This is a genomic window from Labrenzia sp. 011 (assembly GCF_003075075.1).
Classification (GTDB): Bacteria; Pseudomonadota; Alphaproteobacteria; order Rhizobiales; family Stappiaceae; genus Roseibium.
This window is the reverse complement of the sequence record NZ_QCYM01000002.1, coordinates 389628-415842: the sequence shown is the minus strand read 5'-3', so window position 1 is coordinate 415842 and position 26215 is coordinate 389628. Positions and strand designations below refer to the sequence as shown.

22 protein-coding genes are annotated in these 26215 nt (G+C 62.7%); 12 read left to right on the top strand and 10 right to left on the bottom strand.

From position 1 onward, the window contains the following. Positions 1 to 47: 47 nt before the first annotated feature. The 5 genes from DCO57_RS04680 to DCO57_RS04660 all read right to left on the bottom strand — a co-directional run bounded on the left by DCO57_RS04680 (position 48) and on the right by DCO57_RS04660 (position 6196). The gene (locus tag DCO57_RS04680) at positions 48 to 2378 is read right to left on the bottom strand and encodes a DUF3604 domain-containing protein (protein ID WP_116697666.1); all 2331 of its coding nucleotides are present in this window, start codon (positions 2376 to 2378) and stop codon (positions 48 to 50) included. 52 nt (positions 2379 to 2430) lie between these two features. Continuing rightward, positions 2431 to 3702: a TRAP transporter large permease gene (locus tag DCO57_RS04675; protein WP_116697665.1), complete on the bottom strand. Its 1272-nt coding sequence runs from the start codon at positions 3700 to 3702 to the stop codon at positions 2431 to 2433. Positions 3703 to 3732: 30 nt separating this feature from the next. Next, a complete protein-coding gene (locus tag DCO57_RS04670) occupies positions 3733 to 4233 on the bottom strand; it encodes a TRAP transporter small permease (RefSeq protein ID WP_116697664.1) in 501 nt (166 codons plus the stop codon). A gap of 32 nt (positions 4234 to 4265) precedes the next feature. Further along, positions 4266 to 5306, bottom strand: coding sequence for a TRAP transporter substrate-binding protein (locus DCO57_RS04665; protein WP_165814635.1), 1041 nt, complete (start codon positions 5304 to 5306; stop codon positions 4266 to 4268). Between the two features lie 95 nt (positions 5307 to 5401). Continuing rightward, positions 5402 to 6196 carry a GntR family transcriptional regulator gene (locus tag DCO57_RS04660; protein WP_116697662.1) on the bottom strand — a complete coding sequence of 265 codons (795 nt, stop codon included), beginning with the start codon at positions 6194 to 6196 and terminating at the stop codon, positions 5402 to 5404. 440 nt (positions 6197 to 6636) lie between these two features. Here DCO57_RS04660 and DCO57_RS04655 point away from each other — a divergent pair, with 440 nt between their 5' ends. The 4 genes from DCO57_RS04655 to DCO57_RS04640 all read left to right on the top strand — a co-directional run bounded on the left by DCO57_RS04655 (position 6637) and on the right by DCO57_RS04640 (position 9262). Next, positions 6637 to 7101 (top strand): hypothetical protein, encoded by a 465-nt coding sequence (locus DCO57_RS04655; protein WP_208977792.1) that lies wholly within the window; start codon positions 6637 to 6639, stop codon positions 7099 to 7101. A gap of 161 nt (positions 7102 to 7262) precedes the next feature. After that, positions 7263 to 8090, top strand: coding sequence for a sulfite exporter TauE/SafE family protein (locus tag DCO57_RS04650; RefSeq protein WP_116697758.1), 828 nt, complete (start codon positions 7263 to 7265; stop codon positions 8088 to 8090). 157 nt (positions 8091 to 8247) lie between these two features. Continuing rightward, on the top strand, positions 8248 to 8949 hold the full coding sequence (locus tag DCO57_RS04645) for an AzlC family ABC transporter permease (RefSeq protein ID WP_116697660.1): 702 nt from the start codon (positions 8248 to 8250) through the stop codon (positions 8947 to 8949). Continuing rightward, positions 8942 to 9262, top strand: a complete 321-nt coding sequence (locus DCO57_RS04640) for an AzlD domain-containing protein (RefSeq protein ID WP_116697659.1) — start codon at positions 8942 to 8944, stop codon at positions 9260 to 9262. Before DCO57_RS04645 ends, DCO57_RS04640 begins: the two co-directional genes overlap by 8 nt. Here the strand turns inward: DCO57_RS04640 and DCO57_RS04635 are convergent. Continuing rightward, positions 9259 to 10809, bottom strand: coding sequence for a bifunctional aminoglycoside phosphotransferase/ATP-binding protein (locus tag DCO57_RS04635; protein WP_116697658.1), 1551 nt, complete (start codon positions 10807 to 10809; stop codon positions 9259 to 9261). The genes DCO57_RS04640 and DCO57_RS04635 overlap by 4 nt on opposite strands. 127 nt (positions 10810 to 10936) lie before the next feature. Between DCO57_RS04635 and DCO57_RS04630 the strand changes: the two genes are divergently transcribed. The 3 genes from DCO57_RS04630 (at position 10937) to DCO57_RS04620 (ending at position 13787) form a co-directional block, all read left to right on the top strand. Continuing rightward, positions 10937 to 11317, top strand: a complete 381-nt coding sequence (locus tag DCO57_RS04630) for a hypothetical protein (RefSeq protein WP_116697657.1) — start codon at positions 10937 to 10939, stop codon at positions 11315 to 11317. Positions 11318 to 11447: 130 nt separating this feature from the next. After that, entirely contained in the window at positions 11448 to 11906 is a 459-nt protein-coding gene (locus DCO57_RS04625) for an Hsp20/alpha crystallin family protein (RefSeq protein WP_116697656.1), read from the top strand. A 213-nt stretch (positions 11907 to 12119) separates the two neighbouring features. After that, complete coding sequence (locus DCO57_RS04620; RefSeq protein ID WP_116697655.1) at positions 12120 to 13787, top strand: thiamine pyrophosphate-binding protein; 1668 nt, start codon at positions 12120 to 12122, stop codon at positions 13785 to 13787. An 87-nt stretch (positions 13788 to 13874) separates the two neighbouring features. Here the strand turns inward: DCO57_RS04620 and DCO57_RS04615 are convergent, their stop codons facing one another. Both DCO57_RS04615 and DCO57_RS04610 read right to left on the bottom strand, forming a co-directional pair. Further along, positions 13875 to 16604, bottom strand: coding sequence for a GNAT family N-acetyltransferase (locus DCO57_RS04615; RefSeq protein WP_116697654.1), 2730 nt, complete (start codon positions 16602 to 16604; stop codon positions 13875 to 13877). Positions 16605 to 16735: 131 nt separating this feature from the next. Beyond that, a complete protein-coding gene (locus tag DCO57_RS04610) occupies positions 16736 to 17569 on the bottom strand; it encodes a universal stress protein (RefSeq protein WP_116697653.1) in 834 nt (277 codons plus the stop codon). Between the two features lie 338 nt (positions 17570 to 17907). Here DCO57_RS04610 and DCO57_RS04605 point away from each other — a divergent pair, with 338 nt between their 5' ends. The 3 genes from DCO57_RS04605 (at position 17908) to DCO57_RS04595 (ending at position 21015) form a co-directional block, all read left to right on the top strand. Beyond that, the gene (locus tag DCO57_RS04605; RefSeq protein WP_116697652.1) at positions 17908 to 18924 is read left to right on the top strand and encodes a C4-dicarboxylate TRAP transporter substrate-binding protein; all 1017 of its coding nucleotides are present in this window, start codon (positions 17908 to 17910) and stop codon (positions 18922 to 18924) included. A gap of 124 nt (positions 18925 to 19048) precedes the next feature. Next, complete coding sequence (locus tag DCO57_RS04600) at positions 19049 to 19648, top strand: TRAP transporter small permease (RefSeq protein WP_208977791.1); 600 nt, start codon at positions 19049 to 19051, stop codon at positions 19646 to 19648. Next, positions 19645 to 21015: a TRAP transporter large permease gene (locus DCO57_RS04595; protein WP_116697650.1), complete on the top strand. Its 1371-nt coding sequence runs from the start codon at positions 19645 to 19647 to the stop codon at positions 21013 to 21015. The genes DCO57_RS04600 and DCO57_RS04595 overlap by 4 nt, the downstream gene beginning before the upstream one ends. Positions 21016 to 21206: 191 nt before the next feature. Here the strand turns inward: DCO57_RS04595 and DCO57_RS04590 are convergent, their stop codons facing one another. Then, entirely contained in the window at positions 21207 to 21800 is a 594-nt protein-coding gene (locus DCO57_RS04590) for a DUF805 domain-containing protein (protein ID WP_116697649.1), read from the bottom strand. Positions 21801 to 21921: 121 nt separating this feature from the next. Then, positions 21922 to 23520 (bottom strand): exodeoxyribonuclease VII large subunit, encoded by a 1599-nt coding sequence (gene xseA / locus DCO57_RS04585; protein WP_208977790.1) that lies wholly within the window; start codon positions 23518 to 23520, stop codon positions 21922 to 21924. A 257-nt stretch (positions 23521 to 23777) separates the two neighbouring features. On the opposite strand from xseA, the gene DCO57_RS04580 reads away from it, so the two are divergent. Together DCO57_RS04580 and DCO57_RS04575 are read left to right on the top strand one after the other, a co-directional pair. Next, the gene (locus tag DCO57_RS04580) at positions 23778 to 24536 is read left to right on the top strand and encodes a 16S rRNA (uracil(1498)-N(3))-methyltransferase (protein WP_116697648.1); all 759 of its coding nucleotides are present in this window, start codon (positions 23778 to 23780) and stop codon (positions 24534 to 24536) included. A gap of 250 nt (positions 24537 to 24786) precedes the next feature. Continuing rightward, on the top strand, positions 24787 to 26160 hold the full coding sequence (locus DCO57_RS04575) for a glutamate--cysteine ligase (protein WP_116697647.1): 1374 nt from the start codon (positions 24787 to 24789) through the stop codon (positions 26158 to 26160). Positions 26161 to 26215: the final 55 nt, after the last annotated feature.

The following is a 26215-nucleotide window of genomic DNA, read 5'->3' as shown; positions in this document are numbered from 1 at the left end:
TGCGGTGACGGCCAGGCCGGGGCAAGGGCTCCACCCGACATGCACCCTCAATTCGACCGGTAGACATACATCGGGCTCGTCCAGGCGCGGGTGCCATCCTCGAGCTCGACGCGGACATATATCGGATTGTCGCCCTCGGCCTTCAGTGCAACGGGGCGAGAGAAGGCGAGGGAGCGGTGCGGGTTGCTAAGTGGAAGCCGGCAGATCTTCAGGAAACGCGGCAACTCTCCGGAGGCATCGAAGGTCAGTTCGTCCAGTCCGATGTCGGCGATGGGCAGAACGAAGGACACAAGCGGCGTCTTCACCGAAATCGTCCCTGCGTCTGCTGAGGTCAGATAGAGATCGGCCCCGCCGAAATTGCCGGTCGTCAACGCCTTCCAGCTGATCTCCGTCGCACTGAGCGCATCGATCCTCTTGTCCGGGTTGAAGAAATTGACCGGCGTGAAGTCCGTGATGCTGTTTCCGGAGACCGACGCCTTGCCGTCCCAGATGACTTCCCGGAACCGGCCCCGGTATTCCGCCCCTTCCCAGTGCAGCCTCAGACGCGCGCCCAGGTCCTCCTGCGCGTAGGGTCGTATGGTCTCCACCAGGTCGAGACCGTTGAAGAGGTCGATCTTCAGGATCGGGGAATTGCTGTCGACGGAAACCTTCAGCTCCATCTCGCCGGCGGGCAGGTGAACGATATCGCCCATCATCGCCGTGCGCGCGGCAACCGGCGCGCTGTCGAACAGCTTCGGATCGTCGTGATACAGGGCGGCCTCCTCGCTGAAACAGGCCTCCAGGCTGATGGCCATGCGTCCGCCGTCGCCGCCGGTGGTGCCGTAATGGCGCCGCTTGCGCATGCAGTCGAGAAGCGCCTCCCGGCTCAGCTCCGCGGTGTTGAAGCAGGTGAGGCCGCCGATTGCGCCGAATTTGCCCGCCCCGGGGTAGCTGGCGCCGGGACGGCCCTTGTGCCCGTCCGAATTGCACACCACACCGACGCGGTAGCCGAATTTCAGCGCATCATGCAGCAGCCATTCGAAGGTTCCCCAGGAGGAATGGACCTCGACGGATCTTTCGAAACGCCCGTCGTGAGCAAGGCCGATATCCGCATAGCGTCCGCCACAGTGGGCGTAGCACACCACGTCGGTCTCACCGTTCTCGGCGAAGGCCTGAAACAGCTCGCCGGCGGTGAAACAGTCGGTATCGGCTGTGGTCGTGTCCTCGACCAGCGCGTGGGAGGAGCGCCGGATAATGCGGTCGTCGGTGGGAAAGAAGACGTTCCGGTCGCCGCCCAGGGCGGTGTTGCCGGACCATTCGTAGCCCGGCATGGCGACGAATGTGCCCGGGTCATCGAACTCGGCGGTGATCCGGTTCAGTTCGGCCCAGAACCTGTCGGTGATCTGGAAATCATTGCCCTGGTGGCCGCAGGCATCCACCCAGGCCCTGTCGCGGGCGAAGGCGAAATAACCATAGGCGCTGTTGGTGCCGATGGTCTCTTCCGACTGGCCATGCATGTCGCCCCAGAAGTGCACCAGCTCGCGGTCTTCGGCGATCACCGGGCTGGTCCGCGCGACGATGCTGCCGCTTTCATCCCTGATGATCACGGCCGCCTTGCCGGGCTCTTTCAGGGAAAGGCCGCCGATCGTGATGCCGAAGGTGCCGTCTGTCATGTCGACGCTGTCCGGAAGCCCGGCAAGCGGGCCGTCGGCTTCCAGATATAGTTTCCCGGACCAGCGGTCCGTCGGATTGCCCCATGTGTCCTCGCCCTTGATCTTCAGCGAAAACGTCTCGCCAGGCCGGCGCAGGGTCGGCATGACGGCGGCATATTTGACGGCCGGTCCCGGAACGATGGAGATCATCGGCTGGACCGGAAGGGTCTGGAAATTGAATGTGGCGATCGGGTCGACCAGCACCCTGAATTCGAACGTCTCCTCGCAGAAGGTCTGCAGCCGCATGCCCGGCCCGCCGTGATCCGTGACGCCGAAGCGGATGGTGATGCTGTCGCCCTCCTGCAGGAAGCCCTTCACCACCTTGATCCAGAGCGTGCGGTCCCAGGGGCGCACATTGCCCTTCGGATCCCAGCGGAGCTGCAGCACGGCTCCGTTGGAGGCTTCCACGGTGCAGTAGTTGGCGCCGGACGGATTGTCGAACTGGGGATTGCCCTGATCGGAGGCGAAGCGGAAGCACACCCTCAGACTGCCGGAATCGTCGACGCCGAAGGTCCCTGCCGTATAGACGAGGGTGAAGGACGCATAGGACCCCGCAACGAATTCGCCGGCCGGCGCGATGGTCGCATGTCCGAGAAGGGAAGGGCTGATCGGGTCGCGGATCACACCGCTGTTCATGGCCTCCCAGGGACGGTCCTGGAAATCGGTCGCTGATGGGCTGGCAGACATTTGACACCTTCTTTTTGTTGATCGGTTGGCCGAGGGGTGCGTCAGGTCACGCTCAGCCGAACAGCCAGACAGGAAACAGGGAAACGGACGGGTAGTAGGTGATGATCAGAAGATCGAGGAGCAGCACGCCGATATAGGGCCAGATCGTGGTCACGATCTTCTCGATGGGGACCTTGGTGATGGCCGAGGCAATGAAGAGGTCGACGCCGAGCGGCGGCGTGACGGTGCCGATGCTCAGGTTCACCGAGACGATGATGCCGAAAAGCACCGGATCGATGCCGAAGCTCATCGCCGCCGGATAGAGGATGGAGGTGAAGATGACGATGGCGGCGGCGGCATTCATGATGCAGCCCACGAACAGCAGGAAGACGTTCACCAGAAGCAGATAGACGATCGGCCCGCCTGCCACTTCGGCCAGATAGGCGGAAATGCTTTGCGGGATCTGGTTGATCGTGACCAGCCAGGCAAAGACACCTGCGGAATTCATGATGAACATCACCACGGCGGAGGACAGCACCGCCTTGTAGAACGCCCTGTAGAGATCGGTCAGCGTCAGTTCCCTGTAGAGGCAGCCGACGACCAGGCCGTAGAGCACGGCAACGATGGCCGCTTCGGTCGGGGTGAAGATGCCGCCGTAGATGCCGGACAGGATGATGACCGGCATCAGGAGCGGCAGGAAGGCGGCACGGAAACTGTCCCATATGCCCGGCAGTCCCTGAAACTCGGTCTTCTCGATGCCTTCCCGCCGGGTGATGAACCAGTTCAGGGCCAGCATGCTGGCGCAGATCACGATCCCCGGCACCATGCCCGCGAGGAACAGGTCGGCGATGGAGACCCCGGTGACGACACCGTACAGAATGAGCAGGATGCTCGGCGGAATGATCATGCCGGTGACGCCGGCCGCGGCGATGGTGGCGGCGGTGTACTGGGGGCGATAGCCCTTTTCCTCCATCGGCCCGTTCATCACGCCGCCAATCGCCGCGACCGTGGCCGCGTTCGATCCGGACAGGGCGGCAAAGAAGCTGGAGCCGAGAATGGCGACGGCGCCGAGACCGCCGGTCAGATGCCCCACAAGCGATCCGGCGAAGTTGACCAGCCGGCGGGACATGCCGCCGGTCGACATGATTTCGCCGGCAAGGATGAAAAAGGGAATCGCCAGCAGCGGGAAGGAATTGTTCGTCGACAGCATGCGCTGTGCGGCGATCTGCAGATCGATGCCGCTGAGCACCAGCCCCAGGACGCTCGACAGGCCCAGCGCCACCGCGATCGGCGTGCGGATGAGCATGAGCAGGATAAGGGATCCGAAAATCGCGGCTGTTACCATGGCTGTCTGACCGTCCCGGCTGAAATGGGCTTACTGGCTTTCCGCAAGCAGCTCGGCGGCGGGCGCCCTGAGCTGCTTCACGGCAAGTTCCAGCGAATAGAGAATGAGAAAGGCCATCCCGACCGGAATGGCGCCGTAAACCCAGGCCATGGAGATTTCCAGCGCGGGTGAAATCTGCGTCTGGACCCGCAGGGTCAGCCGGAGGCTGTTGACCAGGATCAGCGCGAAGAACACGATGCCGAGCAGCGTGGCGCTCACCACGGCCGCGCGGTGCAGCGCGAGGGGGAGACGCGAAACGACCACCCCGATCGCCGCGTGAAGTTTCCGCCGCAGCGCGACGGCCGACCCGAGGCTGATCATCCAGATGAAGAGATAGCGGATGAGCTCGTCGGGAAAGGCCAGCGAACTCTCGATGATGAAGCGGAAGACCACGGTCGCGATGCCGAGAACGAACATCGCGACGAAGCTCAGGACGCATACCACCGACAGGGTGGTTTCGGAGAGGTCGAGGATTTTCCTGATGACCTGCATGACGTGAATTTCCCTGCCGGTGGTTTCGCCGATTACTTCGTGTCGACTGCGGACTGGATCAGCTCCGCACCGATCTTCTCGCGGTATTCGTTCCAGACCGGCTCCATGGCGGCCTGAAAGGCGGCGGCCTGCTCCGGTGTCAGGCGGGTGACGGTCATCCCGTCGCCTTCCATTTCCTTCAGGTAGGAGGCTTCCACCGCATTCAGGGCCTCGCGCTCCCAGTCCTGGGTCTCGAGGGCGGTCTGCGAGAACAGCTCCTTCACGTTGTCCGGGGCGGACTGCCACAGCCTGTCGCTGGCGAGGAACATGATACCGGCCCACTGGTGGCGGGACAGGGTGATGTTGCCCTGTACCTTGTCGAAGCCGAAGGCCTTGACGTTGCCCACCGGGTTGTCCTGCCCGTCGACCGTGCCCTGCTGCAGCCCGGTGAAGACTTCCGAAAGCGCCATCGGCGTCGGGTTGGCACCAAGGGCCTTGAAGGTGGCCACGTTGAGCGGGTTGTTCACGACGCGAAACTTGATGCCCTTCATGTCGTCGGGCATTTCGACTTTTGTTTCGCGCGTCGTGATGGTCCGGAAACCGCTTTCGTACATGGCGAGCGTGTGGATGCCGGTTGCCTTCTGCAGGCCTTCATAGAGCGACTGGCCGACCGGTCCGTCGGAGACCGCATAGGCGTGCGCGCTGTCACGGAAGAGGAAGGGGAGATAGAAGATGTCCAGCGGCGAGTAGAAGCTGGCCACATTGGTGGTCGGCACAAGGGCGAAGTCGACCACACCGATCTGCGCCGCTTCCACGAGTTCGCGGGACGAACCGATCGTGCTGTTCGGATAGACTTGGATCTTGATCTTTCCGTCGGTCTTTTCGCCGATCTCGTCCGCGAACTTCTGCGCGCCCTGGGCGAGCGGATGATTTTCGTTATAGGGATGCCCGAATTTCAGGGTCATATCCGGATAATCGTCGGCGCCTGCCGCGCCCAGGGTGATCAGGCCGAGGCAAACAGCCGTGACGGCGGTTCGTGCGCTGCGAAACAGTTTGCCGGTCAAGCTGCCGGAAGAAGGGTATGTCAGGTTCATGGAAGGTGCTCCTGTCTGCGTTTGAAAAATCCGCATGATGGGCTTCAGTGCCCATTCTCGTTTTTCTCCCCGGCGCCCGGACGGGCGCCGTCATGTCAAAACACTTCCTGCAGCGGCGATTGTTCGGCCGCGTTCGTGGGGACGATCTCGATGACCCTGTCGCTCGGCGGCACGAAAATCCGCTGCCAGGTTATCGGGGTGTTGCGATAGCTCAGTCCGCCAATGGACCAGACGATGCCGTATTGGCCGTGCGGCACATTCAGCGCCCGTGTCACCCGTGGCGGCAGGGGCTGGCAGGCCATGGTCTGATGCGTGTTGATTGTCGGTGCGTTGAAACGTTCGGTCAGGAAGTCGCGGAAGGACACGCCGTTCAGGGTCGCTTCGCTCATGCCGGCGATTTCGGAAAAACGGCTGGCGGGCAGATAGATCTCGCTGAAGACATCGAACTCGTCATTCACGTTCACCAGGCGGTGGATGTGAATGTAGTTGTCCTCGCGCTTGCCGAAAAAACTGCTCCAGGGGCCGCTTTCCCGGACGGTCTCGATGCCGACGATCTTGAAATAGACCGGCAGAAGCTGCGTGCCGCCCTCGGCGGTGAAGCGGAAGTGCCGCAACTGGCCCTCCTGGGCGCGTGCTCCGGTCACGAAAGTGCCGCGGCCGTGATGGCGCTCGACCACACCCATCTGAACCAGGGAGCGCAGGGCCCGCTGCACGGTGCCCAGGCTGGCCTGCATTTCCACGGCCAGCTGGTCTTCCGCGGGCAGGCGGTCACCAGGCAGCCAGCGCCCGCTTTCGATGGCGCTCAGGATCTCTTCGGAGATCCTGCGGTGCTTGGCCTTTGCGCCGCCCGATTTGCTTGCGGGAACGACTTGCAGCGATTTTTGCATCATGAACAATGTCCTCTCTAGGACTTCCTTGAAAGAACTATAAATCAGAACAGAACCGTATCAAGTCCTATATAGGAATAGAGGTGATTTGAATATTTTATAATCATGAAGGTCAAAAATGATGCGGATTTTCGGCCGGAAGTGGCCAACTGCTATGCAGGAAGGAACGAAAAAGGTTGCTCCTCTATAGGATGTGGGGCGAATGTCTGCGACCCTGCGCTGCAGACGGGCGGTTTCCGGTGTGCCAAACGGTTCCAGCCGGTGCCGTCCGTCCGCAGCCGCCTTTCCGGAAACCGTGTCCGCAACTCTTATGCAAACGGAGTTGTATGCCGGCGCCCCTTGGGGCTGAATGAGCTCGGCAGACCGCTGCTCACAAGACGGGACTGCTTCGGATGAAACCTGTCCCGACAAAAGGAACGCATATGCAACAGGATGCAGGAAGCTTGAAACACAGACTGATTAGGCTGCCCGTCCAGTTGCTGGTGGCCTTGATCAATGCAATGGCGGTGTTGCTCATAGTCGCCTGCGTTCTGGTGATCGTCGTGCTGAACCGCGTGGATACCGCAAGTGAACGGATCACCGCGGAGGTGACCGGTGCAGCCCTGGCCCGACTGCAGATAACACCCGCCGCGTTCAAAAGCCGCCTGGACTCCCTGGAAGGGCAGATCGCGACCCTGTCCGCGCAGCTCGCCGACCCGGATCTGGGAAATCGCGGCGACCTGACCCGGCAACTGGTGGAGCTGAACGGCAACCTGTCCGGCATCCGGCAGGCCGCCAAGGGTCTGGGGGCCGCCGGACCGCAGATTACCGCGACCGCCTTCGAGCAGGCCGGCGATCTGCTGACCAGAGCCCTGTTCGCCCTGCGCGGCTGCGCGCCCGTGTCGGGGCCGGATACTCCCTCAAGCTGAAGAGGCGACGTGCCGACCGGCGGAGGTCCGGCACTTTACCGCGCTCTCACGACACATTGCCCGCAATGACGGCTGGAAAAATTCCGCGCGTTGGGCTAAGCGCTGGAGACGGAATTTGGCGGGTCGGGCTTGGGTGAACCGCCGTGAACAAGGATTTCAGCGTGGAAGATCTCAGTCTTTTCTCCCTTGGCCTGCTGGCCGCCGCCCTTCTGGCGACAGGTCTGGTGGCGGGGCTCATCGCGGGACTGCTCGGTGTGGGAGGCGGGATCGTCATCGTTCCGGTGCTCTTCTACATGTTCACCGCGCTGAAGATCGACTCCTCGGTGCTGATGCATGTGGCGGTCGGAACATCGCTCGCCACGATCCTGGCAACCGGCACCTCCTCCGCCCGTGCCCATTACAAGCGCGGCAGTGTGGATGTGGATCTGCTGAAACGCTGGTGGTGGGCCATCGCTCTGGGCGTTCTCGTCGGCGGCACCCTGGCGGGCAACATCTCCGGAGGTGCGCTGACCTTCGTTTTCGGTATCGTCGCCCTGGCCGTCTCCGCCAACATGATGTTCCGCAGGAACAGCGCCGCCCTGGCCGATAGCCTGCCGGGAAGTCCTCTGAAGGAAGTGCTCGGTTTCCTCATCGGCGGTATCTCGGTGATGATGGGCATCGGCGGCGGCACGCTGGGCGTTCCGACACTCACCCTTTTCAATTATCCGATCCACAAGGCGGTCGGGACCGCGGCTGCCATCGGCCTGATCATCGCCATACCCGGGACCTTGCTGTCGATCTATTTCGGCTGGGGCGTGGAAGGCCGTCCGCCATTGTCCCTCGGCTACGTCAACCTGATCGGTCTGCTGCTGATCATCCCCGTCTCGAGCCTGACGGCTCCGCTCGGCGCCAGAATCGCCCACGCGATCGATTCCTCCAAACTCAAGCTGGTCTTTGCCCTGTTCCTCGGCGTCACCGGTGTGCGGATGATCTACGGCGTTCTTTCCTGAGGGCACTGCCCGGGGACCCGGTATCGGACCTCTTGTCCCGACGTAAGCATCGGTGATGGGTGGATCAAAAGGTTTCATTGGTCCGGAGAGACGATTTGCGGAATAGTGAGTGTTCCTTCCGCGGCCAGTCCGCGGTCTTCTCAACTCATGGACAGCAATGCCTGAGCAAAATGTCACTGTCAGCCTGAAGGGCTGCCTGCGGGGCGCCATGATGTGCGTCCCGGTCTTCCCCGGCATCATCGCGCTTGCCGCCGTCTTCGGAACCGTCGCGGCGCAAAAGGGGCTGACCTTCCTGGAAACGGTGATGATGAATTCGCTGGTCTTTGCCGGCGCCAGCCAGTTCGTCGCCATGGAAGTCTACGGCGACCCGCTGACCCTCGGCACGCTTGTGGCCATGGTCGGGGTCACGGGGGCGGTCAACATGCGCATGCTTCTGATCGGGGCAAGCCTGCGGCCGTGGCTCGGCAAGGTTCCTGCGTATCAGACCTATCCGGCGCTGTATCTCCTGACCGATCTCAACTGGCTTCTGGCCCTGTCCGAATACGGCAAGGGAGAGCGGGACTGGGGCATCTACCTCGGCAGTGGCGTGATTGTCTGGACGGTGTGGTCGCTCGCCGTCATTCCGGGATATTTCGCCGGAAGCCTCATTTCCGATCCCAAAGCCTTCGGACTGGATGTGGTCCTGCCTGCCTTTTTCGCCGCGCTCCTGGTGCCCCTTTGGAAGGGCAAGCGCCAGACGGTGAGCTGGCTGGCGGCAGGCATTGTTGCTGCCGGGACCTGGTATCTTGTCGGCGGCTACTGGAGCATCTTCACCGGCGCTCTGGCCGGCGCGTTCGCGGGAGCCTATCTCGATGACTGATGCCGCGTTTTCCGCCGACCGGTTGTTTGTCCTGGCCGTGTTATGCATGTCCGTCGTCACCTATGCGCTGAGAGCGGGCGGCTACTGGGTCATGGGGCGCCTGCCGATCACGCCGAGAATGCGCCGGGGCCTGGAAGCCCTGCCGGGAGCGATCATCGTGTCGACGGTGTTGCCCATCGTTTTGCAGGGCGGTCTTGCCGTCGGCCTCTGCCTCATCGTGGCCGCAGCGGTCCAGGTGCGGCTGCGCAAGGAATATATTGCAGTCTTCTGCGCTGCCGCTGTGGCGGCCGGACTGAGGGCCACGGGTCTCTAGGGTATGTATCGGTCCAGGCAGGCGCGTGCCTTCTGCGTTGTCTCCTCCATGCTGCCGCCGGCGTCGATCTCCGTCCATGTCATCCGGCCCAGATCGTAGCCGAGCTGCTTGTCGACGACATCCGTGGTGGCATCCGAGGCATCGCCAGCGCGCGCGCCGACCCGTGCCTTGAGGGTTGCCGGCGGAGCCGTCAGCCACAGGCCCTTGAAGCCGGCCTCCGCATGGCGCGCGATCGTCTCGATCCGTGTCCGTTCGTCCTGGGCGGCGAACACGGCGTCGTAGATGGCGCAATGACCGGCCGCCAGCACGTCCCGGATCGTCTCGTCCAGAGCCTCGTAGACCCGGTGGCTTGCCTTCTTCGTATAGGCTTCCGCCGGTGCCTTTTCCGTCTCCGGGAGCCCCAGCAGCCGTTTGCGCATCACGTCCGTGCGCAGAACCCTTGCACCGGGTGCGCGGCCGATTCCCGGCGCGAGACTGTAGGCCAGGGTGGTCTTGCCGGTGCCCGAAAGGCCGCCGATGGCGACAAGATGTGGCGGGCAGGGATCCAGGAACCGGAGAGCATATCTGAAGTAGGTGCGCGCCTGGTCCCTCTGGGCCTCTCTCTGGTCCGGATCCTGCTGGTTGAGCGCTGCGCTTGCGGCGATCTTGGAGCGGATCGCCGCGCGCATCATCAGATAGAATGGCAGGGCCGCAAGTCCGTCCGGACGATCGTCCAGCCGGGTCTTGTCCAGATAGCGGTTGAAAATCCGGTTGGCGCAGCGATGCTGGCCGCGCTCCCAAAGGTCCATCAGCAGGAAGGCGAGATCGTACAGCACGTCGCCGGTGGCAATGGCATCGGAAAATTCGACCGCGTCGAACAGGACCGGGTTGCCGTCGATCAGGACGATATTGCGCAAATGTGCATCGCCGTGGCAGCGTCGCACCAGACCCCGCTCGCCCCGTTTCAGGATCAGTTCGCGCAGCGTGGACAGGACCGCCCGGGACATTTCGCTCAGGTGGCGCACCTCCTCGGAGGGAAACAGCTCCGGAAATTCGTGAAATGCCGCATCGTTCTGCTCGACATAGGAGGCGAGTTCGTCATGAAAACCGGCGCCGCCGCGCACGGGCGCCGCGTCATGGGCATCCGCCATCATTTGCGCGAGCCTGTCCGACAGATCGTCGGAAATCGGAGCCTTTTCCGCCAGAACGTCCAGCTCGTTGCTCCGGTCGAAGCGGTTCATTTCAACGGCCCATTCCACCGGTTCTCCTTCCCCGTCGAGCGCCAGCCGGCCATCGCTCTGGAGGGTTATCGGCAGGGCCCTGAGGTAGATCTGCGGCGCATTCTTCCTGTTGCAGCTGATTTCGGCCCGGCAGGCCTCCTCGCGCAGCTTCAGGGTGGAGTAATCGAGAAAGGGGAATTTCACCGCCCGCTTGACCTTGTAGGCCTTGCTGCCGGTCAGGAAGACGATGTTGGCATGGGTATCGATCCGCTTGACGCCGCCGGAGCCTTCCGGGGGCAGGGTTTCCAGGAATTTCAGGACCTCGTCCTGGGAGGGGGGCGGAACCATGATGTGTCCTTCTGCTGACATCGGCAAGACTGTGCCCTGCGGGCGCCGTCACCGGTTTGATCCTGCTCAATGTGACGTTCCGGCGATGTGGCACATATAAACCGGATTGTCAGCAAAGGAGGAAACCATGGGCGACTATCCGGCTTTGAAAAAGATCAGGCTGAACCTGGCCAGAACGAAAGAATTCCCGCAAGGCTCGGCGCGCCATGGCTACGAGTTTACCGCTCCGCTGGATGACACCGGCCACATCGACGCCACGCAGTGGAAGAAAGACCGCGATCACTGCCGCGTGCGCCGGTTCTGGGGCGGAGAGGAAGAGGAAATCGGCCATCTGATTCACCGCCCCGGCGGGTCCTGGGCCTTTCGCTATGACATTGACGGCGATGACGACGACGAGTCGGGCTACCGCTTCGGCGCGCATGCCTTCAATCCTGGCGAATATGTCTCCATCAAGGATGAGGACGGTGAATTGCACACATTCCAGGTGGTGACGGTTCAGCCAGTCTGACCGTCTTCGCGTGGAGTTCGATCAGCCTGCCTTCACATATGCCCCCTGGATGAAGGTGGAAGGGTTGATCGGTCGTGAAGTGCCCGAGGCACTTTGTCTGTAAACTGCGAGAAAATTGGAGGACGTTGAAATGAGTTCCTTGATTCCGACTCTGTGGAATGATCAGAACAGTCCGGTCTTCTCTCTCCAGAAAGAGATGGACAAACTTTTTGAGGATTTCGGCCGGAAACTTCCGGCGGGCAGTCCGTTCGGGAATTTTCCGTCGATCAATGTGGCGGAAACGGAAACAGGCCTGGAACTGACTGCCGAACTGCCGGGCGTGGCGGAAAAGGATATCGATGTTTCGGTCTCCGACCGCACCTTGACCCTCAAGGGCGAGAAGCACGAGGAAAAGACGGTCAATGAAAAGGACCGGCACGTGAGCGAACGCAGCTTCGGATCGTTCCGCCGGGTCATGACACTGCCTTTCGCTCCGAAGAAAGAGGGCATCGAGGCCCATATGGAAAACGGAGTGCTGACGGTCACGCTGCCGCGTCCGGAGGATGCCGGTCCGCAGCCCCACAAGATCGAAGTCAAGCGCAAGTCCTGATTGCGGGATGATCCTGACCGGATATCTGTCCGGTCGAAAGGCGCCGGGAGACCGGCGCCTGACTTCTATTGAACGTTCAGACCCCGGCATTTCCCGAAGCTTCTTCCATATCGGAATGAAGTCATTGCCAATTAATGTGGTTTTGTCCTCTGACGGGCAGGTCTTCCATACGCTATAGAATGATCCGTGGTTTATTCGAGCAGGAAACGGGACATGGACCAGAAGACCGGCGGCGAATTGTTGGTGGAGGCGCTTGAGCTTCACGGGGCGGAGCGGGTGTTCTGCGTGCCCGGCGAAAGCTATCTGGCGGTCCTGGATGCACTTTACGACGCATCCATCCCGGTCACCGTGTGCCGTCAGGAAGGCGGTGCGGCGATGATGGCCGATGCCCACGGCAAGCTGACGGGCAAGCCGGGAATCTGCATGGTCACGCGCGGGCCGGGGGCGACCAATGCTTCCGCGGGCGTTCATGTGGCCGCACAGGATTCCACGCCGATGATCCTTTTCATCGGACAGATCGATCGCAGCATGCGCGAGCGGGAAGCCTTTCAGGAGGTCGACTACCGGCAGATGTTCGGCGGCATTGCCAAATGGGTCGCCGAGATCGACCATGCCGCCCGTGTTCCCGAGTTCATTTCCCGCGCCTATCACGTTGCCACCTCCGGCCGTCCCGGACCGGTGGTCCTGGCCTTGCCGGAAGACATGCTGACGGAACTAGCGGCCGCGCCCCAGCCGCCGGCGTGGAGCCAGGTGGAAACCCATCCCGGCCTGACGCAGATGGCCGACCTGCAGAAGCGGCTCTGGGCGGCCGAGCGTCCCGTGGCGATCCTCGGCGGCAGCCGCTGGTCGCAAGAGGCAGTTGCCGCCTTCACGAGATTTGCTGAACGCTTCGACCTGCCCGTCGCCTGTTCCTTCCGCCGCCAGATGCTGTTCGACAACCTGCATGCCAATTATGCCGGCGATGTCGGCATCGGCATCAATCCGAAACTGCTGGCGCGCATAAAGGCGTCCGACCTGGTTCTGCTGGTCGGCGGGCGGATGTCCGAAATGCCGAGCCAGTCCTATTCGCTTTTCGACATTCCGGCGCCGGCGCAGCAGTTCGTGCATGTTCACGCAGATGCCGAGGAACTGGGCAGGGTCTACCGCCCCGCGCTGGCGATCCACGCCAGTCCGACAGCCTTCTGCAAGGCTGCGGAAGGTCTCCAGCCGCCGGGCGAGATCAAGGGTGCCGGCGAAGCCGCCGCAGCCCATCGGGAATATCTGGACTGGTCCGGCGCACGTCCGGTCACGCCCGGCAGCCTGCAGATGGCCGGTGTCATGGACTGGCTGGAACTCAATCTCGGCGAGGATGCCATCTGCACCAATGGCGCGGGCAACTACGCCACCTGGCTGCACCGCTTCCACCGCTTCCGCCGCTTCGGCACCCAGGCCGCGCCGACTTCCGGCTCGATGGGCTACGGCTTGCCCGCCGCGGTTTCGGCCAAACTGGCGTTTCCGGAACGGGAAGTCGTCTGTTTCGCCGGTGACGGCTGTCTGCAGATGACCCTGCAGGAATTCGGCACCGCCTGCCAGGAAGGCGCCAACATCATCGTGCTGGCCATCGACAACGGCATGTACGGCACCATCCGCATGCACCAGGAACGCCACTATCCCGGGCGGCCCTCCGCAACACGGCTGGTGAACCCGGACTTCGCCGCGCTCGCCCACAGCTATGGTGCTTACGGTGAAACGGTGGAGGCCACGGATGCCTTCGGTCCGGCGTTCGAGCGCGCCCGCGCCTCGGGGCGTCCGGCCATTCTTCACCTGAAGCTCGACCCGGAAGCGCTCACGCCATCCGCTTCCCTGTCCGATATCCGCGCCGCGGCAATGGAACGGGGCTGAGTCCAGTCACCGTCCAATCGGGGGCCCTGTGGGCTGGTCTGGCCCGAGCCGCGTTCCGGCCGGTCCTCCCGGTGCCGCAGGCCGGTGTCAGGCGTCTTCCGGCAGGTCCGCGACCGACAGGGTGACCAGCGCGATGCCCGGGTCGTCCGGCGAGGTGCCGACGGTGAAACCGAGGTCCCGGCACATGGAGATCATCTGGGTGTTGTCCTTCAGGACTTCCCCCTTGATCGTGGCGATGCCATCGGCCTTCGCATAGCGGATGATGAGTTTCATCAGCGCCCAGCCGAGCCCTATTCCCTTCAGGTCGGAACGGACCATGATCGCATATTCGCCGGTCTGGTGATCCGGGTCCGCATGAAGGCGCACGGCTCCCAGCAGGGCGCCGTCCTTCGGATCGAGAGCGGCGAAGGCGATGGACCTTGCATAATCGAGCTGGGTCAGCCGGGCGAGGAAGCGATGGTTGAAATCGCGTACCGGGGCAAAAAAGCGCAGACGCAGATCTTCCGGTGAAACCGCTTCGAAGAACGTCTTGAAAAGCTCCTCGTCTTCCGGCCGTACCGGACGGATGAAAATATCGCTGCCGTCCTTCAGGGTCTGTCTGAGTTCCCATTCCTGGGGATAGGGCGCAATGGCCAGACGGGAGCCGCCGGTGCGCCCGGGGCGCATCTTCGGTTTGCGCAGGGTCATGCGGGCATCGAGTGCGATCAGCCCGCTGGGAAGCGAGACCATCGGGTTGATGTCCAGTTCCAGAATTTCGGGAATGTCGATGGTGATCTGCGAGAGCTTGACCAGAGCCTGGGAGAGAGCCGCCTTGTCCAGCGCCGGACGGGCGGGGCCGCCGTCCAGAAGGCGCGCGATCCGCGTCCGGTCGATCTGCGCTTCCGCCAGATTGAGGTCGAGCGGCGGCAGTTCCAGGGAGATGTCCCGGCTTTCCTCTATGGACGTTCCGCCCTGGCCGAAAACCAGCACCGGCCCGAACTCCGGCGTTTCGGCCAGCCCCATGTAAAGTTCCAGCCCGTGCCGGTCCTCCAGCATGGGATGAATGGAAATCCCATCGATCCGGGCCTGGGGATAGTCCTTGAGCGTCTTGGCGATCAGTTCGGCGGCGGCGTCCCTGACCGCATCGGGGCTTTCCAGTCCGAGCCTGACACCATCGATGCGGGACTTGAAAGGCTTGTCCGGGGAGATCAGCTTGGCCACGCAATGTCTCGCGGTCTCGAAGAACGGCCTGGAGAGCTTTGCCGCCTCTTCCGGCGTGGCCGCCAGGGCCGTTGCCATGATCGGCAGCTCGTAGGCTTCAAGGACGGTACAGACTTCCGGCGGACTGAGCAGGCTGCGGCCTTCGGCAAGAGCTGCTTCCACGACGGCGCGGGCGCTGGCGACATCCGGAGTGAAGTCGGCCGGCAGGCTCGGCGGCGCCGCCATCAGGAACTTGCGGGCCTTGGCGTCACGCGCCAGATGCATGAGGCTGCGGGCTGCTTCGGCGGGACTGCCGTAATTGGGGATCCGGGCTTCCAGCAGTTGCTCCCGGATGCTTTCGTTGGCGCCGACAAGCCCGGCAACCAGAGCCTTGCGCCGGCCGGTCCGTTTCCGCTCGATTGCAGCCGCCCTGGTGATGGCTCCGGCGATGGCGGGCAGGGACTGGAAGGCGCTGGCCGCCTGCAGCACCAGGACCCCGTCGACGGCGGGATCCTTCAGGACGGTCGTGACGGCGGTGGTGATATCTTCAGGGGAAACGGTCTCCCGCAGCACGACGGTTCCGCCCGCTGCCGGGGTCACCTCGAGATCGGCATAGTCGCGGCTCATGCCGGCAAGGGCTGCGCGTGTCTCGGCGCCGAGTTCCGCGAACTGCCCGCCAAGATCCATGAGCCGGTCGATGGCTAGGCTCGCCAGGCTCCGGCCGCTGGCGATCACCGCAAGCGTCTCGCAACGTGGTATGCGCACATTCGAAAGGGTCTCGAGCGCCTCGAACATTTCATCGAGGTCGTTCACCCGCAGCAGACCGGTTCTGCGAAAAACCGCTTCATAGACCAGGTCGGTCCCGGCCAGGTTGCCGGCATGGGTCAGGCCCGTCCCGCCCGTGTCGCGGCTCTTTCCTGACCGGATGACGATCACCGGCTTGCTGCGCGCCGCCGCGCGTGCCGCCGAAATGAAGCCGCGGGGAAAGGCGATGCCTTCCACATGCAGCATGATCGACCGGGTCCGGTAGTCCTGCGCGAAATAATCGATCAGGTCGCCGACATTCACATCCATGCGGGCACCGAGCGAGACGACGGCGGAAAAGCCGGCATTGTGGGATTTGGCCCACGAAAGGGTCGCGTTGAGCACGGCTCCGGAACGGGAAAAGAAGGCGATATCTCCCTTGTCCGGCCGTTCGGCGCTCAACAGCGCATTCAGTCCGCTTGCCGGCACCGCAAGGCCGAGACTGCCGGGCCCGATCATGCGGATCGTGAATTTCTTTGCAGCATCCCGGCAGGCCTGCATCAGCTCTGCCGGCCAGACTTCATAACCTGGTGAGGGAATGAGGATCGAGCGGGTCCCGCCCGCGCCGAGCTTTTCGATCATGTCCGGCAAGGCTTCGGCCGCGGCCAGATAGATGGCCAGGTCGGGCATGGTTTCCAGGTCTTCCAGCCTGGCGGCCTTCGTTCCCTTGAAGGGGACATCCTCGTCGATCCCCACCAGGGTCACGCCATGTCCGGTCTCGATGTCCTTGAGACAGTCGATCAGCTTGTCCGTCAGGACGCCCGGATGCCTGCACGGTCCGACGACGGCAATGGAGCGCGGTGCGAAAAATCCTTCGATATTGCGAATGGTCACGACGGCGGTCCTTTCGAAAAAGCCGGAGACAATGCCAAACGTAATGAAGTTTCAGGACAACTTGGAGACAAAAATACCCGCGGGTCCGAAACAGCTCCGGAGCCGCGGGTTTCTCGCATTCTGGATTTTGCTCAGTGGGCCATCAGAATGGGGACCGTCATGGCCTCCAGAATTTCCCGGGTGGCGCCGCCGAAGAGGAATTCCCGCATCCGGCTGTGCCCGTAGCCGCCCATGACAACGAGGTCGTTGCTGTTTTCGGACACGTGGTTCAGAACCGCGTCGGCAACACCCGTCTGCGGGTTGGTGAGCACGTCGACCGTGACATCCATGTTGTGACGGGCAAGATAATTGGCGACATCGGCACCCGGCTGGCCGTTTTCCGGTGTCGATTTCTTCTCGATCACCAGCACGGTGATCTTGTCGGCCTTTTCCAGGACGGGCAGGGCGGCGTGGATCGCGCGGGTTGCCGTGGAACTGCCGTCCCAGCCGACCAGCACGTTGCGCGGCTGATAGGCCTCGCTGCCGATGTAGGGCACGATCAGCACCGGTACGCCGCTTTCGAACAGGAGGGTCTCTATCAGAAGTTCGCGCATGGGCTCCGGCCGGTCCGGATTGGCCTGACCGATGACCACGAGGTCCGTCGGACGGCAATGGGCGAGAACGTTTTCCAGCGGGCCGCCCGTAAGGATTTCCGCCATGCGGCTTTCATTTCGTGTGCCCGCGATTCTCGCGAGCTCGTCGAACTGCGACTTGGCGCTCTTGGCGGCCGCAACGGCCTGCTCATGTGCAGCCTGCAGATAGTCCACAGGCATGGGCGCGGCCGCGAAGGCAGGCACCACGGGCTCGAACGACACTGCAAGGCCCGTGACGTGGGAATCATGGATGCGGCCGAATTCCAAGGCGTATTTGGCTGCCGGCTGATCGCCGGCAAGATCCAATACGGTCAAGATATCTTTGATAGGCATTTATCTCTCCTGCGGCTGGAAACACCGTTACCGACCAGCCTTGTCAAAATTCTAGAGGACACGCAAGCCATGTTCCTTGACGCGTATCAAATGGCACGAGAGTTCGGAAACGGTCCGGTTGCCTCCGGAAAGGGCAGGGTTCTGCCGAACAGACAGGCGGTAAGCAATTTGCGCGATTGCACTAAATAGTAAATGTTCAACGAACCTGTCGTCTAGTCGAACTGGCATGAGTCATGCTAAGGGATCAACAACTTGGTACGGGTCCGCTGCGCATTATGCGTCCGGGCTCAGGGACCAGGGAATCGAGTTCATGACCTAAACTGATCTGGGAGGATTTCATGCTCTGTTCACTCAAGACGGCAACCGCGGTTTCTGCGGCAGCGCTGTCTCTTGTTTTCGCGACGGAAACCTTTGCCGCCGACGTCACCTGGAACGTTTCGCTCTGGGGCAAGCGTCGCGCCTTCACCGAACATGTCGAGAAGCTGGCCGAGGAAGTGTCGGCGAAAACCGACGGGAAGTTCGAGCTGAAGCTGAACTACGGCGAAGCACTGTCGAAGTCGCGCGAAAATCTCGACGGCATTTCCTTCGGTGCCTTCGAAATGGCGCAGATCTGCGCCTCCTACCATCCGGACAAGAACCCCAGCCTGACCGTACTGGAACTGCCGTTCCTGGGCGTCAAGGATCTGGACCAGGAAATCAAGGTGTCGATGAAGCTCTATGAGATTCCGGCGGTGAAGGAAGACCTTGCCCGCTGGAACGCCATGGCGCTGATGCCCTCGCCGATGCCGCAGTATAATTTTGCCGGCAAGGGCGACGCACCCAAGACCGTTTCCGATTTCGAGGGCATGCGTGTGCGCGCACTCGGCGGGATCGGCCAGCTGATGAACGCCGTTGGCGCCGTGCCGACATCGGTCACTGCGTCGGAAACCTATCAGGCGATCGATTCCGGTACCGTTGCCGCGGCCAGCTTCGCACCGCACGCGCATCTGTCCTTCAAGGTGGTGGAAGTTGCAGACTGGTGGACCAAGAACCTCAATCCGGGAACGGTCCAGTGCCCGGTGATCGTCAATATCGACGCCTACAACGCCCTGCCGGACGACTTCAAGGCAGCGCTGGACAGCTCCGTCAGCCCGGCGCTGGCCCACTACCTGGAAACCTATGACAAGGTCTACGAAAAGTGGTGGCCGGAACTGGAAAGCCGTGGTGTGACCCAGATCGAATTCTCGGAAGAAGATCTGGCCGCCTTCAGCGAAAAGGCCGGTGCGATCCATGCCGCCTGGGTTGAGGAGCAGACCGCCAACGGACTTCCTGCCCAGGAGATCCTCGACGAGGTCAAGAAGACCCTCTCCGAATAAGCCCGGACCCTTAGGCTTTTGATCCATACGCTCCCCGACGCATCTTGCGCCGGGGAGTCCTTTCTTGGGGCTGACACTCATGACTATGACTGATCCCGGTGGACGGTCCGCTTCGGAACGACCGGTGACCTACATTCGCTTCGACGGCTGGCTCGGCCATGTCGAAAATTTTTTCAATATGATTGCGGCCTTTTCCATCCTGGCCCTGATGCTGCTGGCCGTGGCTCAGGTGATCGGGCGGCTGCTTTTCAACATACCGGTACCCGGTTTCATCGACATTACCGAGCAGGCCATGGCGATCTTCGCTTTCGCAGGCGTGGCCTATTGCCAGCGTGTGGGCGGACATATCCGCATGGAAATCGTGCTCGGCAAGCTGAGCGGACGCACGCTGTACTTCTGCGAGATGCTCGGGGTCCTGCTGGTCGCCCTGACAGTGGCGCTGCTGATCTGGGGATCCCTGTACCATTTCGAACGGTCCCTGATGATCGGCGACAGCACCATGGATATCCGGCTGGCGACCTGGCCCTCCAAGCTGGTGATCCCGGTCGCGCTGGCCCTGCTGCTGCTGCGCCTGCTGATGCAGGTCTACGGCTATGCCCGTCTGGTTGCCGACCCCACACGCGAACCCGTCGCCGTTCCGCTGATCGCGGACGTTGAGGAAACCGCCCGTCATGAAATCGAGGATGCCCTCGGCGAGGATGCCGTTAAAGGAGATGCCGGATGACGCCTTTTGAAGTTGGCCTCCTGATGACCGGCGTCCTGCTGGTCCTTGTCATCATCGGTGTGCGCGTGGCATTCGCCGCCGCCTTCACCGGGCTCGTCGGACTGATTGTCCTGTTCTCCATGAAAATGGGATTTGAGCGCGGCTTCTTCGTCGCCCTGAAAATGGCGGGCACCATCCCGCATTCCAAATCGGTCACCTACTCCCTGTCGGTCCTGCCGACCTTCATCCTGATCGGCTTTCTGGCCTTTTATGCCGGCTTCACCAAGCAGCTGTTCGAGGCGGCCAAGCGCTGGCTCGGCTGGCTGCCGGGCGGCATGGCCGTGGGCACGGTCTTTTCCACCGCCGGCTTTGCCGCCGTCTCCGGCGCTTCGGTGGCGACCGCAGCGGTCTTTGCCCGTGTCGCCATCCCCGAAATGCTTGAAGCGGGATATTCGAAGCGTCTGTCCGCGGCCGTTGTCGCCGCCGGCGGAACGCTGGCCTCCCTGATCCCGCCCTCGGCGATCCTGGTGATCTACGCCATCCTGGTGGAACAGTCGGTCGGCAAGCTGCTGATCGCCGGTTTCCTGCCGGGCGTCTTTTCCGCACTGATCTATGTCGGCATCATTGTCGCCGTGGCCTCCTGGCGCGGCGATGCCCCGCCGGTGAAGGGCTACACGTGGGGGGAACGCTTCGAGAGCGTTCCCGGCACGCTGCCGATCTTCGCGGTGGTGGCGATCATCTTCTGCTCGTTCTTCTTCGGACTGGCTACGCCCACCGAGGCCGGCTCGCTCGGCGCCTTCGTGGTGCTGGTGGTGGCCTTCATGAAGGGCATGAGGACGCGGCAGCTCGGTCAGGCGCTGCATGAAACGGCGAAACTCACCGTGATGATCTTCACGCTCATCTGGGGGGTGCTGCTCTATGTGCGCTTCCTCGGCTTCGCCGGGCTTCCCGATGCCTTCAAGGCCTTCATCGTCGGCCTGGAGTTCTCGCCCTGGATCGTGATGATCTGCATTCTCCTTGCCTATGCGGTGCTCGGCATGTTCATGGATGCGATCGGCATGCTGATCCTGACGCTGCCAGTGGTCTATCCGGCCGTGATGGCCCTCAATGGCGGCGAAGGCGTCTCGGCAGCCGACAGCGCCTTCGGCATGTCCGGCGAAGCCTGTGCCATCTGGTTCGGGATTCTGGTGGTCAAGATGGCGGAGCTCTGTCTGATCACGCCACCCATAGGACTGAACTGTTTCGTGGTCTCCGGCGTGCGGCCGGATATCCCGGTCCAGGAAGTCTTCCGGGGCTGTGTGCCGTTCTTCGTGGCGGACGTCCTGACGATCGGTGGCCTGCTGGCTTTCCCGTCGATCATCACCATCCTGCCGGAGCTGATGGGCTGACCTGACCGGGCGCGGGCAGACCGCGCGCCGGACCTGCAAAAGAAAACGCCGCCGGAGACCTTTCTCCGGCGGCGTTTTCTGTTTGTTGCGGGGACAACAATCTCCAGGATGTGTGTCACGTTCAAGCGGACGCCTGGGGTCGGGCGATTTGCTGCATTTCAATTCAACGCGGCATGCTCTCCAGCCTCTTCTCAGTCGAAGATCGGCGCCATGCCCTGTGCGGTGTCGAACCGGTTGCTTCCCGAGGTTCCCGGGAAAAAGCCGTTCATGATGAAGATATACACGGCGAAGAAAGCGCCGATAACCGGTATGAACATGATGAGCAGCAACAGGCCCGAGACATTCCTGTCGTGGCAGCGCCGGACTTCCAGCGACCAGTAATTGACGAGTCCGGCAATGAAGATCGCGGTGTAAATCAGGCCGGTCCCCGACATCAGAAGGGCGTTGAGGACACTGGCCTGGGTCATGTCCTCCATCCCGGGCTGTGTCGTGCTGACAAACGCGAAGAGCAGGACCGTCATCAGGACAAAGCGGGCAATTCCGATGGTCCAGTATTCCAGTCGTCCGATCCGGCCCTGAAAGCCGAAAAACAGCTTCAGGGTGTGCGTGAACGCCGTCCAGAGAGAAAAGCCGTCGTCATCAAGGGAAAGGGCATTGCCACCCGGTGAGGCATAGCCGGTTGCGACGCCACGGGCGGGCGAAAACGGCGCCTGCCGCTGCCCCCGCTGCGGTGCGGTGTTCTGGGAAAGGCCGCGCCTTCCGAATTCCTTGCGCTGGGTCGACATTCTACCTCCGTAACGGGTGCCGGTTGACCGAATGGAGGTAACGTTACGGTATGTCGCTTGAATATCGCGTAAGGGAGTTCGTTAAAACTGAAGGTAATTGGCAAATTGTGCCCGGAAACCACTAGAAAAGCGTGCCCTGGTCTGTCCGAACCGGTTTGCCCGTCCCGCTTTTCCTGGTCTTCGCCGGTTTCGGGGCGGCGCTTTCACTCATGGCCACCGCGTCGATGCTGCCGTCTGCAAACTCGATCGACAGGGCCGTCCCGGAGGCGACCGTGGCTGCGGAGCGCACCGGTTGGCCGCCTGCGTCGCGCACCACCGCATAGCCGCGCGCCAGAACGTCCTTGTAGGAAAGGGACTTCAGCAGTTTCTGCAGGCCATCCAGCCGCGCTTTCTCCTGACCGAGGCGCGCGAGATAGGCCCGCTCCAGCCTGTCCGTCAGGCCGTTGAGGCGTTCCTTGCCGAGCGCGCTCTGCTGCGCGAGACGGGCCGGTGTCAGGCGGACCGCCAGGGCGGCGAAGGCCTGGCGCTTCTGGGTGACCGCGACATGCAGCGCCCGCTGCTGGCGTTCGCTGTGGGCGGCAAGATCCTGCCTGGCTTTCGACGTCAGCCGGGACAGCAGGACGGGCGACAGGCGGCTCGCCAGGTTCTGGTGGTGGGTGCGGTGGGTCCTCGTGCTGACGATCAACGCCCGCCCGAGGCCGTTCGCCAGATTGTCGAATCTCTGGCGCGGCAGGGCCAGAAGGTCCTGCGGGGCGGGCAGGGCCGCGCTGGCCGCACGCAACTCGGTCCGCCGGCTGGTCACGAAACGCACGAGACCGGAATTCAGCCGCCGGGACCGGTCGTCGACAAGGGCCATCAGCTCGGCCTTGACCGGTACGGCGATTTCCGCCGCGCCCGTCGGGGTCGGCGCGCGCACATCGGCGGCCAGATCGATCAGCGTCCAGTCGGTCTCGTGGCCGACGGCGGATATCAGCGGGATTTGGCTTTCTGCGGCGGCGCGCACCACTGCTTCCTCGTTGAAGCCCCAGAGATCCTCGATGCTGCCGCCGCCACGCGCGACGATCAGCAGGTCCGGTCGCGGGATCGGTCCGCCGGGGGGCAGCGCATTGAAGCCGCGAATGCCGTTGGCGACTTCCGCGCCGCTGGTTTCGCCCTGGACCCGTACGGGCCACACCAGCACATGCAGGGGAAACCGGTCGTCGATCCGGTGCAGGATGTCACGGATGACGGCGCCTGTCGGGGAGGTCACCACGCCGATGACCCGGGGAAGCGGCGGCAGGGACCGCTTGCGTTCTTCGGCGAACAGACCTTCCGCGGCGAGCTTCTTCTTGCGCTCTTCCAGCAGCGCCATCAGCGCTCCGGCCCCGGCCGGTTCCAGCGCGTCGATCACCATCTGGTATTTTGACTGGCCGGGGAAGGTGGTGATCTTGCCCGTGGCTATGACCTCCAGGCCCTGTTCCGGCTGGATCTTCAGCTTGGAGGCGACACCGCGCCAGATCACGCCGGAGAGCACCGAGCGGTCGTCCTTGAGGTCCAGATAGATATGACCGGACCCGGGCCGCGAGATCCGCCCCAGTTCGCCGCGCACCCGCACGTAGCCGAACGCGTCTTCCATCGTGCGCTTGATGGAAAAGGAGATTTCGGAAACGGTGAATTCGGCGGCGTTGGACTTGGTTTCGCTCACGCAGGTGATTCCTTCTGACCGGAGAAAACTGGCCATAAAGCGGAAGGGGGTCAAGAGGCGGCAGGCCCTGAGCCCTGTCTTGCACGGGCGCGCGCGTGATCCGCGCAAATGCGTGGTCCGGTTTCGGGACCGTGCAACGCCCGCCAAAGGCCGGGGCGGAGCCTGTCGCGATGACGCTGGGGCAAAAATTCAACACGGGTGGGGACAGGGAAGGGAATCGAATAGTGTGAACAGCGCCGCGTGCGCCACGATGCGCCTTGAAACCCACACATTCCAGCGACTACCTGAAAGCCATGGCAAAATACGAGTTCAAAATGCAGCGGTTGTTCTTACGGCATATTCTTGCGGACGGAGCGCGGATCGAGGCCGATCGCGGTCAGGCCAACTATCTCCTGAACGTCCTGCGCCTGAAAGACGGCGACTTCGTTCTGGTGTTCAACGGCAGTGACGGCGAATGGCTTGCCAGGATCGTCAGCAACGGACGCAGGGACTGCGCCCTGCAGCTCATGGAGCGCATGCGTGACCAGACCGAACCCAACGATCTTATGTATATGTTCGCGCCGCTCAAGCACGCCCGTCTCGACTATATGGTGCAAAAGGCGGTGGAAATGGGCGCCGGCAGCCTGAAGCCGGTCATCACCCGGCATACGCAGTCGACCCGGGTGAATCTGGAGCGCATGGAAGCCAATGTGATCGAGGCTGCCGAACAATGCGGTGTGCTCTGCGTGCCCGAGGTGCTGGCGCCGCAGCCCCTGAGCGATGTTCTGGCGGTCTGGCCGGAAGCCCAGCCGGGCCGCAGGCTTCTGTTTTGCGATGAGGCGGAAGGCACCCAAAATCCGCTTCTGGCCCTGGCCCAGATGAAGGAGAAAGGCACGCCGCCGCTCGCCGTCCTGATCGGTCCCGAAGGCGGGTTTTCCGAAGAGGAGCGCGCCGAATTGCGTGCCCTGGATTTCGTCACGCCGATACCGCTCGGTCCGCGCATTCTCAGGGCCGATACCGCCGCGGTCGCCGCGCTGACGATCATTCAGGCCACGTTGGGCGACTGGAGATAATCGCGGGAAGCGGGATATTCCTGTCGCCCGACGAACCCACCGGCATCGAACACGCAGGCGACACACCCGATTTCCCGTGTTCAGAATAACTTGAACGCCGGCAGCAGGTGTATTTCCCGGCTTGCATTCTGTGGTCAACAAACCTAAATCACCCAAGCTCGAAAGCGTTTTCGGACGCGCCGGATACATGCGGTTCGCGGGGTGTTGCAAGACTCCGGCTGACGCGCCGCGCAGCAACTAGGACGGCTTCATGGCCCGCGATACGGTCGATACGACACCGATTGAAACTGTTGCGGATCTGGCCGCGACGCTCGACGAGGGCTCGAAGCCGGAAGACCGGTTCCGGATCGGCACGGAGCACGAGAAGTTCGGCTTCTGCCTGAAGGAACTCACCCCCATTCCCTATGAAGGTCCGAACGGCGTCGAAGCCGTATTGACCGGCATGGAAAAACTGACCGGCTGGGAGCGGATCGAGGACGCAGGCCGGATCATCGGCCTTTCGGACGATCAGGGCGGCGGTGCCATTTCCATCGAGCCCGGCGGCCAGTTCGAACTGTCCGGCGCGCCGCTGGAGACCCTCCACGAGACCTGCCGCGAAGCCAACCAGCACCTGGCACAGGTGCGCCAGGTGGCCGAACCGATGGGTATCGGCTTTCTGGGCATCGGCATGGCGCCCACCTGGGCACGTTCCGACATGCCGCGCATGCCGAAGTCCCGCTATGACATCATGACCAACTACATGCCGAAAGTCGGCGGGCTGGGTCTCGACATGATGTACCGGACCTCCACGATCCAGGTGAATCTCGACTTTTCCAGCGAAGCGGACATGGTGACGAAGATGCGTGTCGGCCTTGCGCTGCAGCCGATCGCCACCGCCATCTTCGCCAATTCGCCTTTCACCGACGGCAAGCCCAACGGGTTCAAGTCCTTCCGCGCCCATATCTGGACCGACACCGATGCGGACCGGACCGGCGACATGCCTTTCGTCTTCGAGGAAGGTTTCGGATTCGAGCGCTACGTGGAATGGGCGATGGATGTGCCCATGTATTTCGTCAAGCGTGGCGAGACCTATTACGATGTCACCGACACCACATTCCGCCAGTTCATGAACGGCGCCCTCAAGGGCAGGGTGCCGGATGCCACGCCCACTCTTGGTGACTGGAACAACCATCTGTCGACCCTGTTCCCGGATGTCCGGCTGAAGAAATACATCGAGATGCGCGGCGCCGACGGCGGCCCCTGGCGGCGGATCTGTGCGCTGCCGGCGCTCTGGGTGGGGCTGCTTTACGACAAGGGGATCCTCGATCAGGCCTATGAGCTGGTCAGGGACTGGACCCGCGAGGAGCGCGCCGCACTGCGGAGCGACGTTCCCGGAACGGCGCTGCAGACCCCGTTCCGCAACGGAACGGTTCTCGATGTCGCGCGGGAGGTGCTGGCGCTCTCCCAGGAGGGCCTCAAGCGCCGCAACCGGATGAGCGACGGCGATCTGGACGAGCGGGTACATCTCGCGCCCATCGAGGAAGGGCTCGCCTCCGGCATGTGTCCGGCCGATGTCTTGCTGCAGCGATATAACGGTTCCTGGAACGGCGACGTCACCAGGGTGTTCGCCGACTACGCCTATTGAGGTCGAAACCGGCACGTCAGCCCCCTCGCCGTCACGCTTCCCGCGGGCGGGGGAG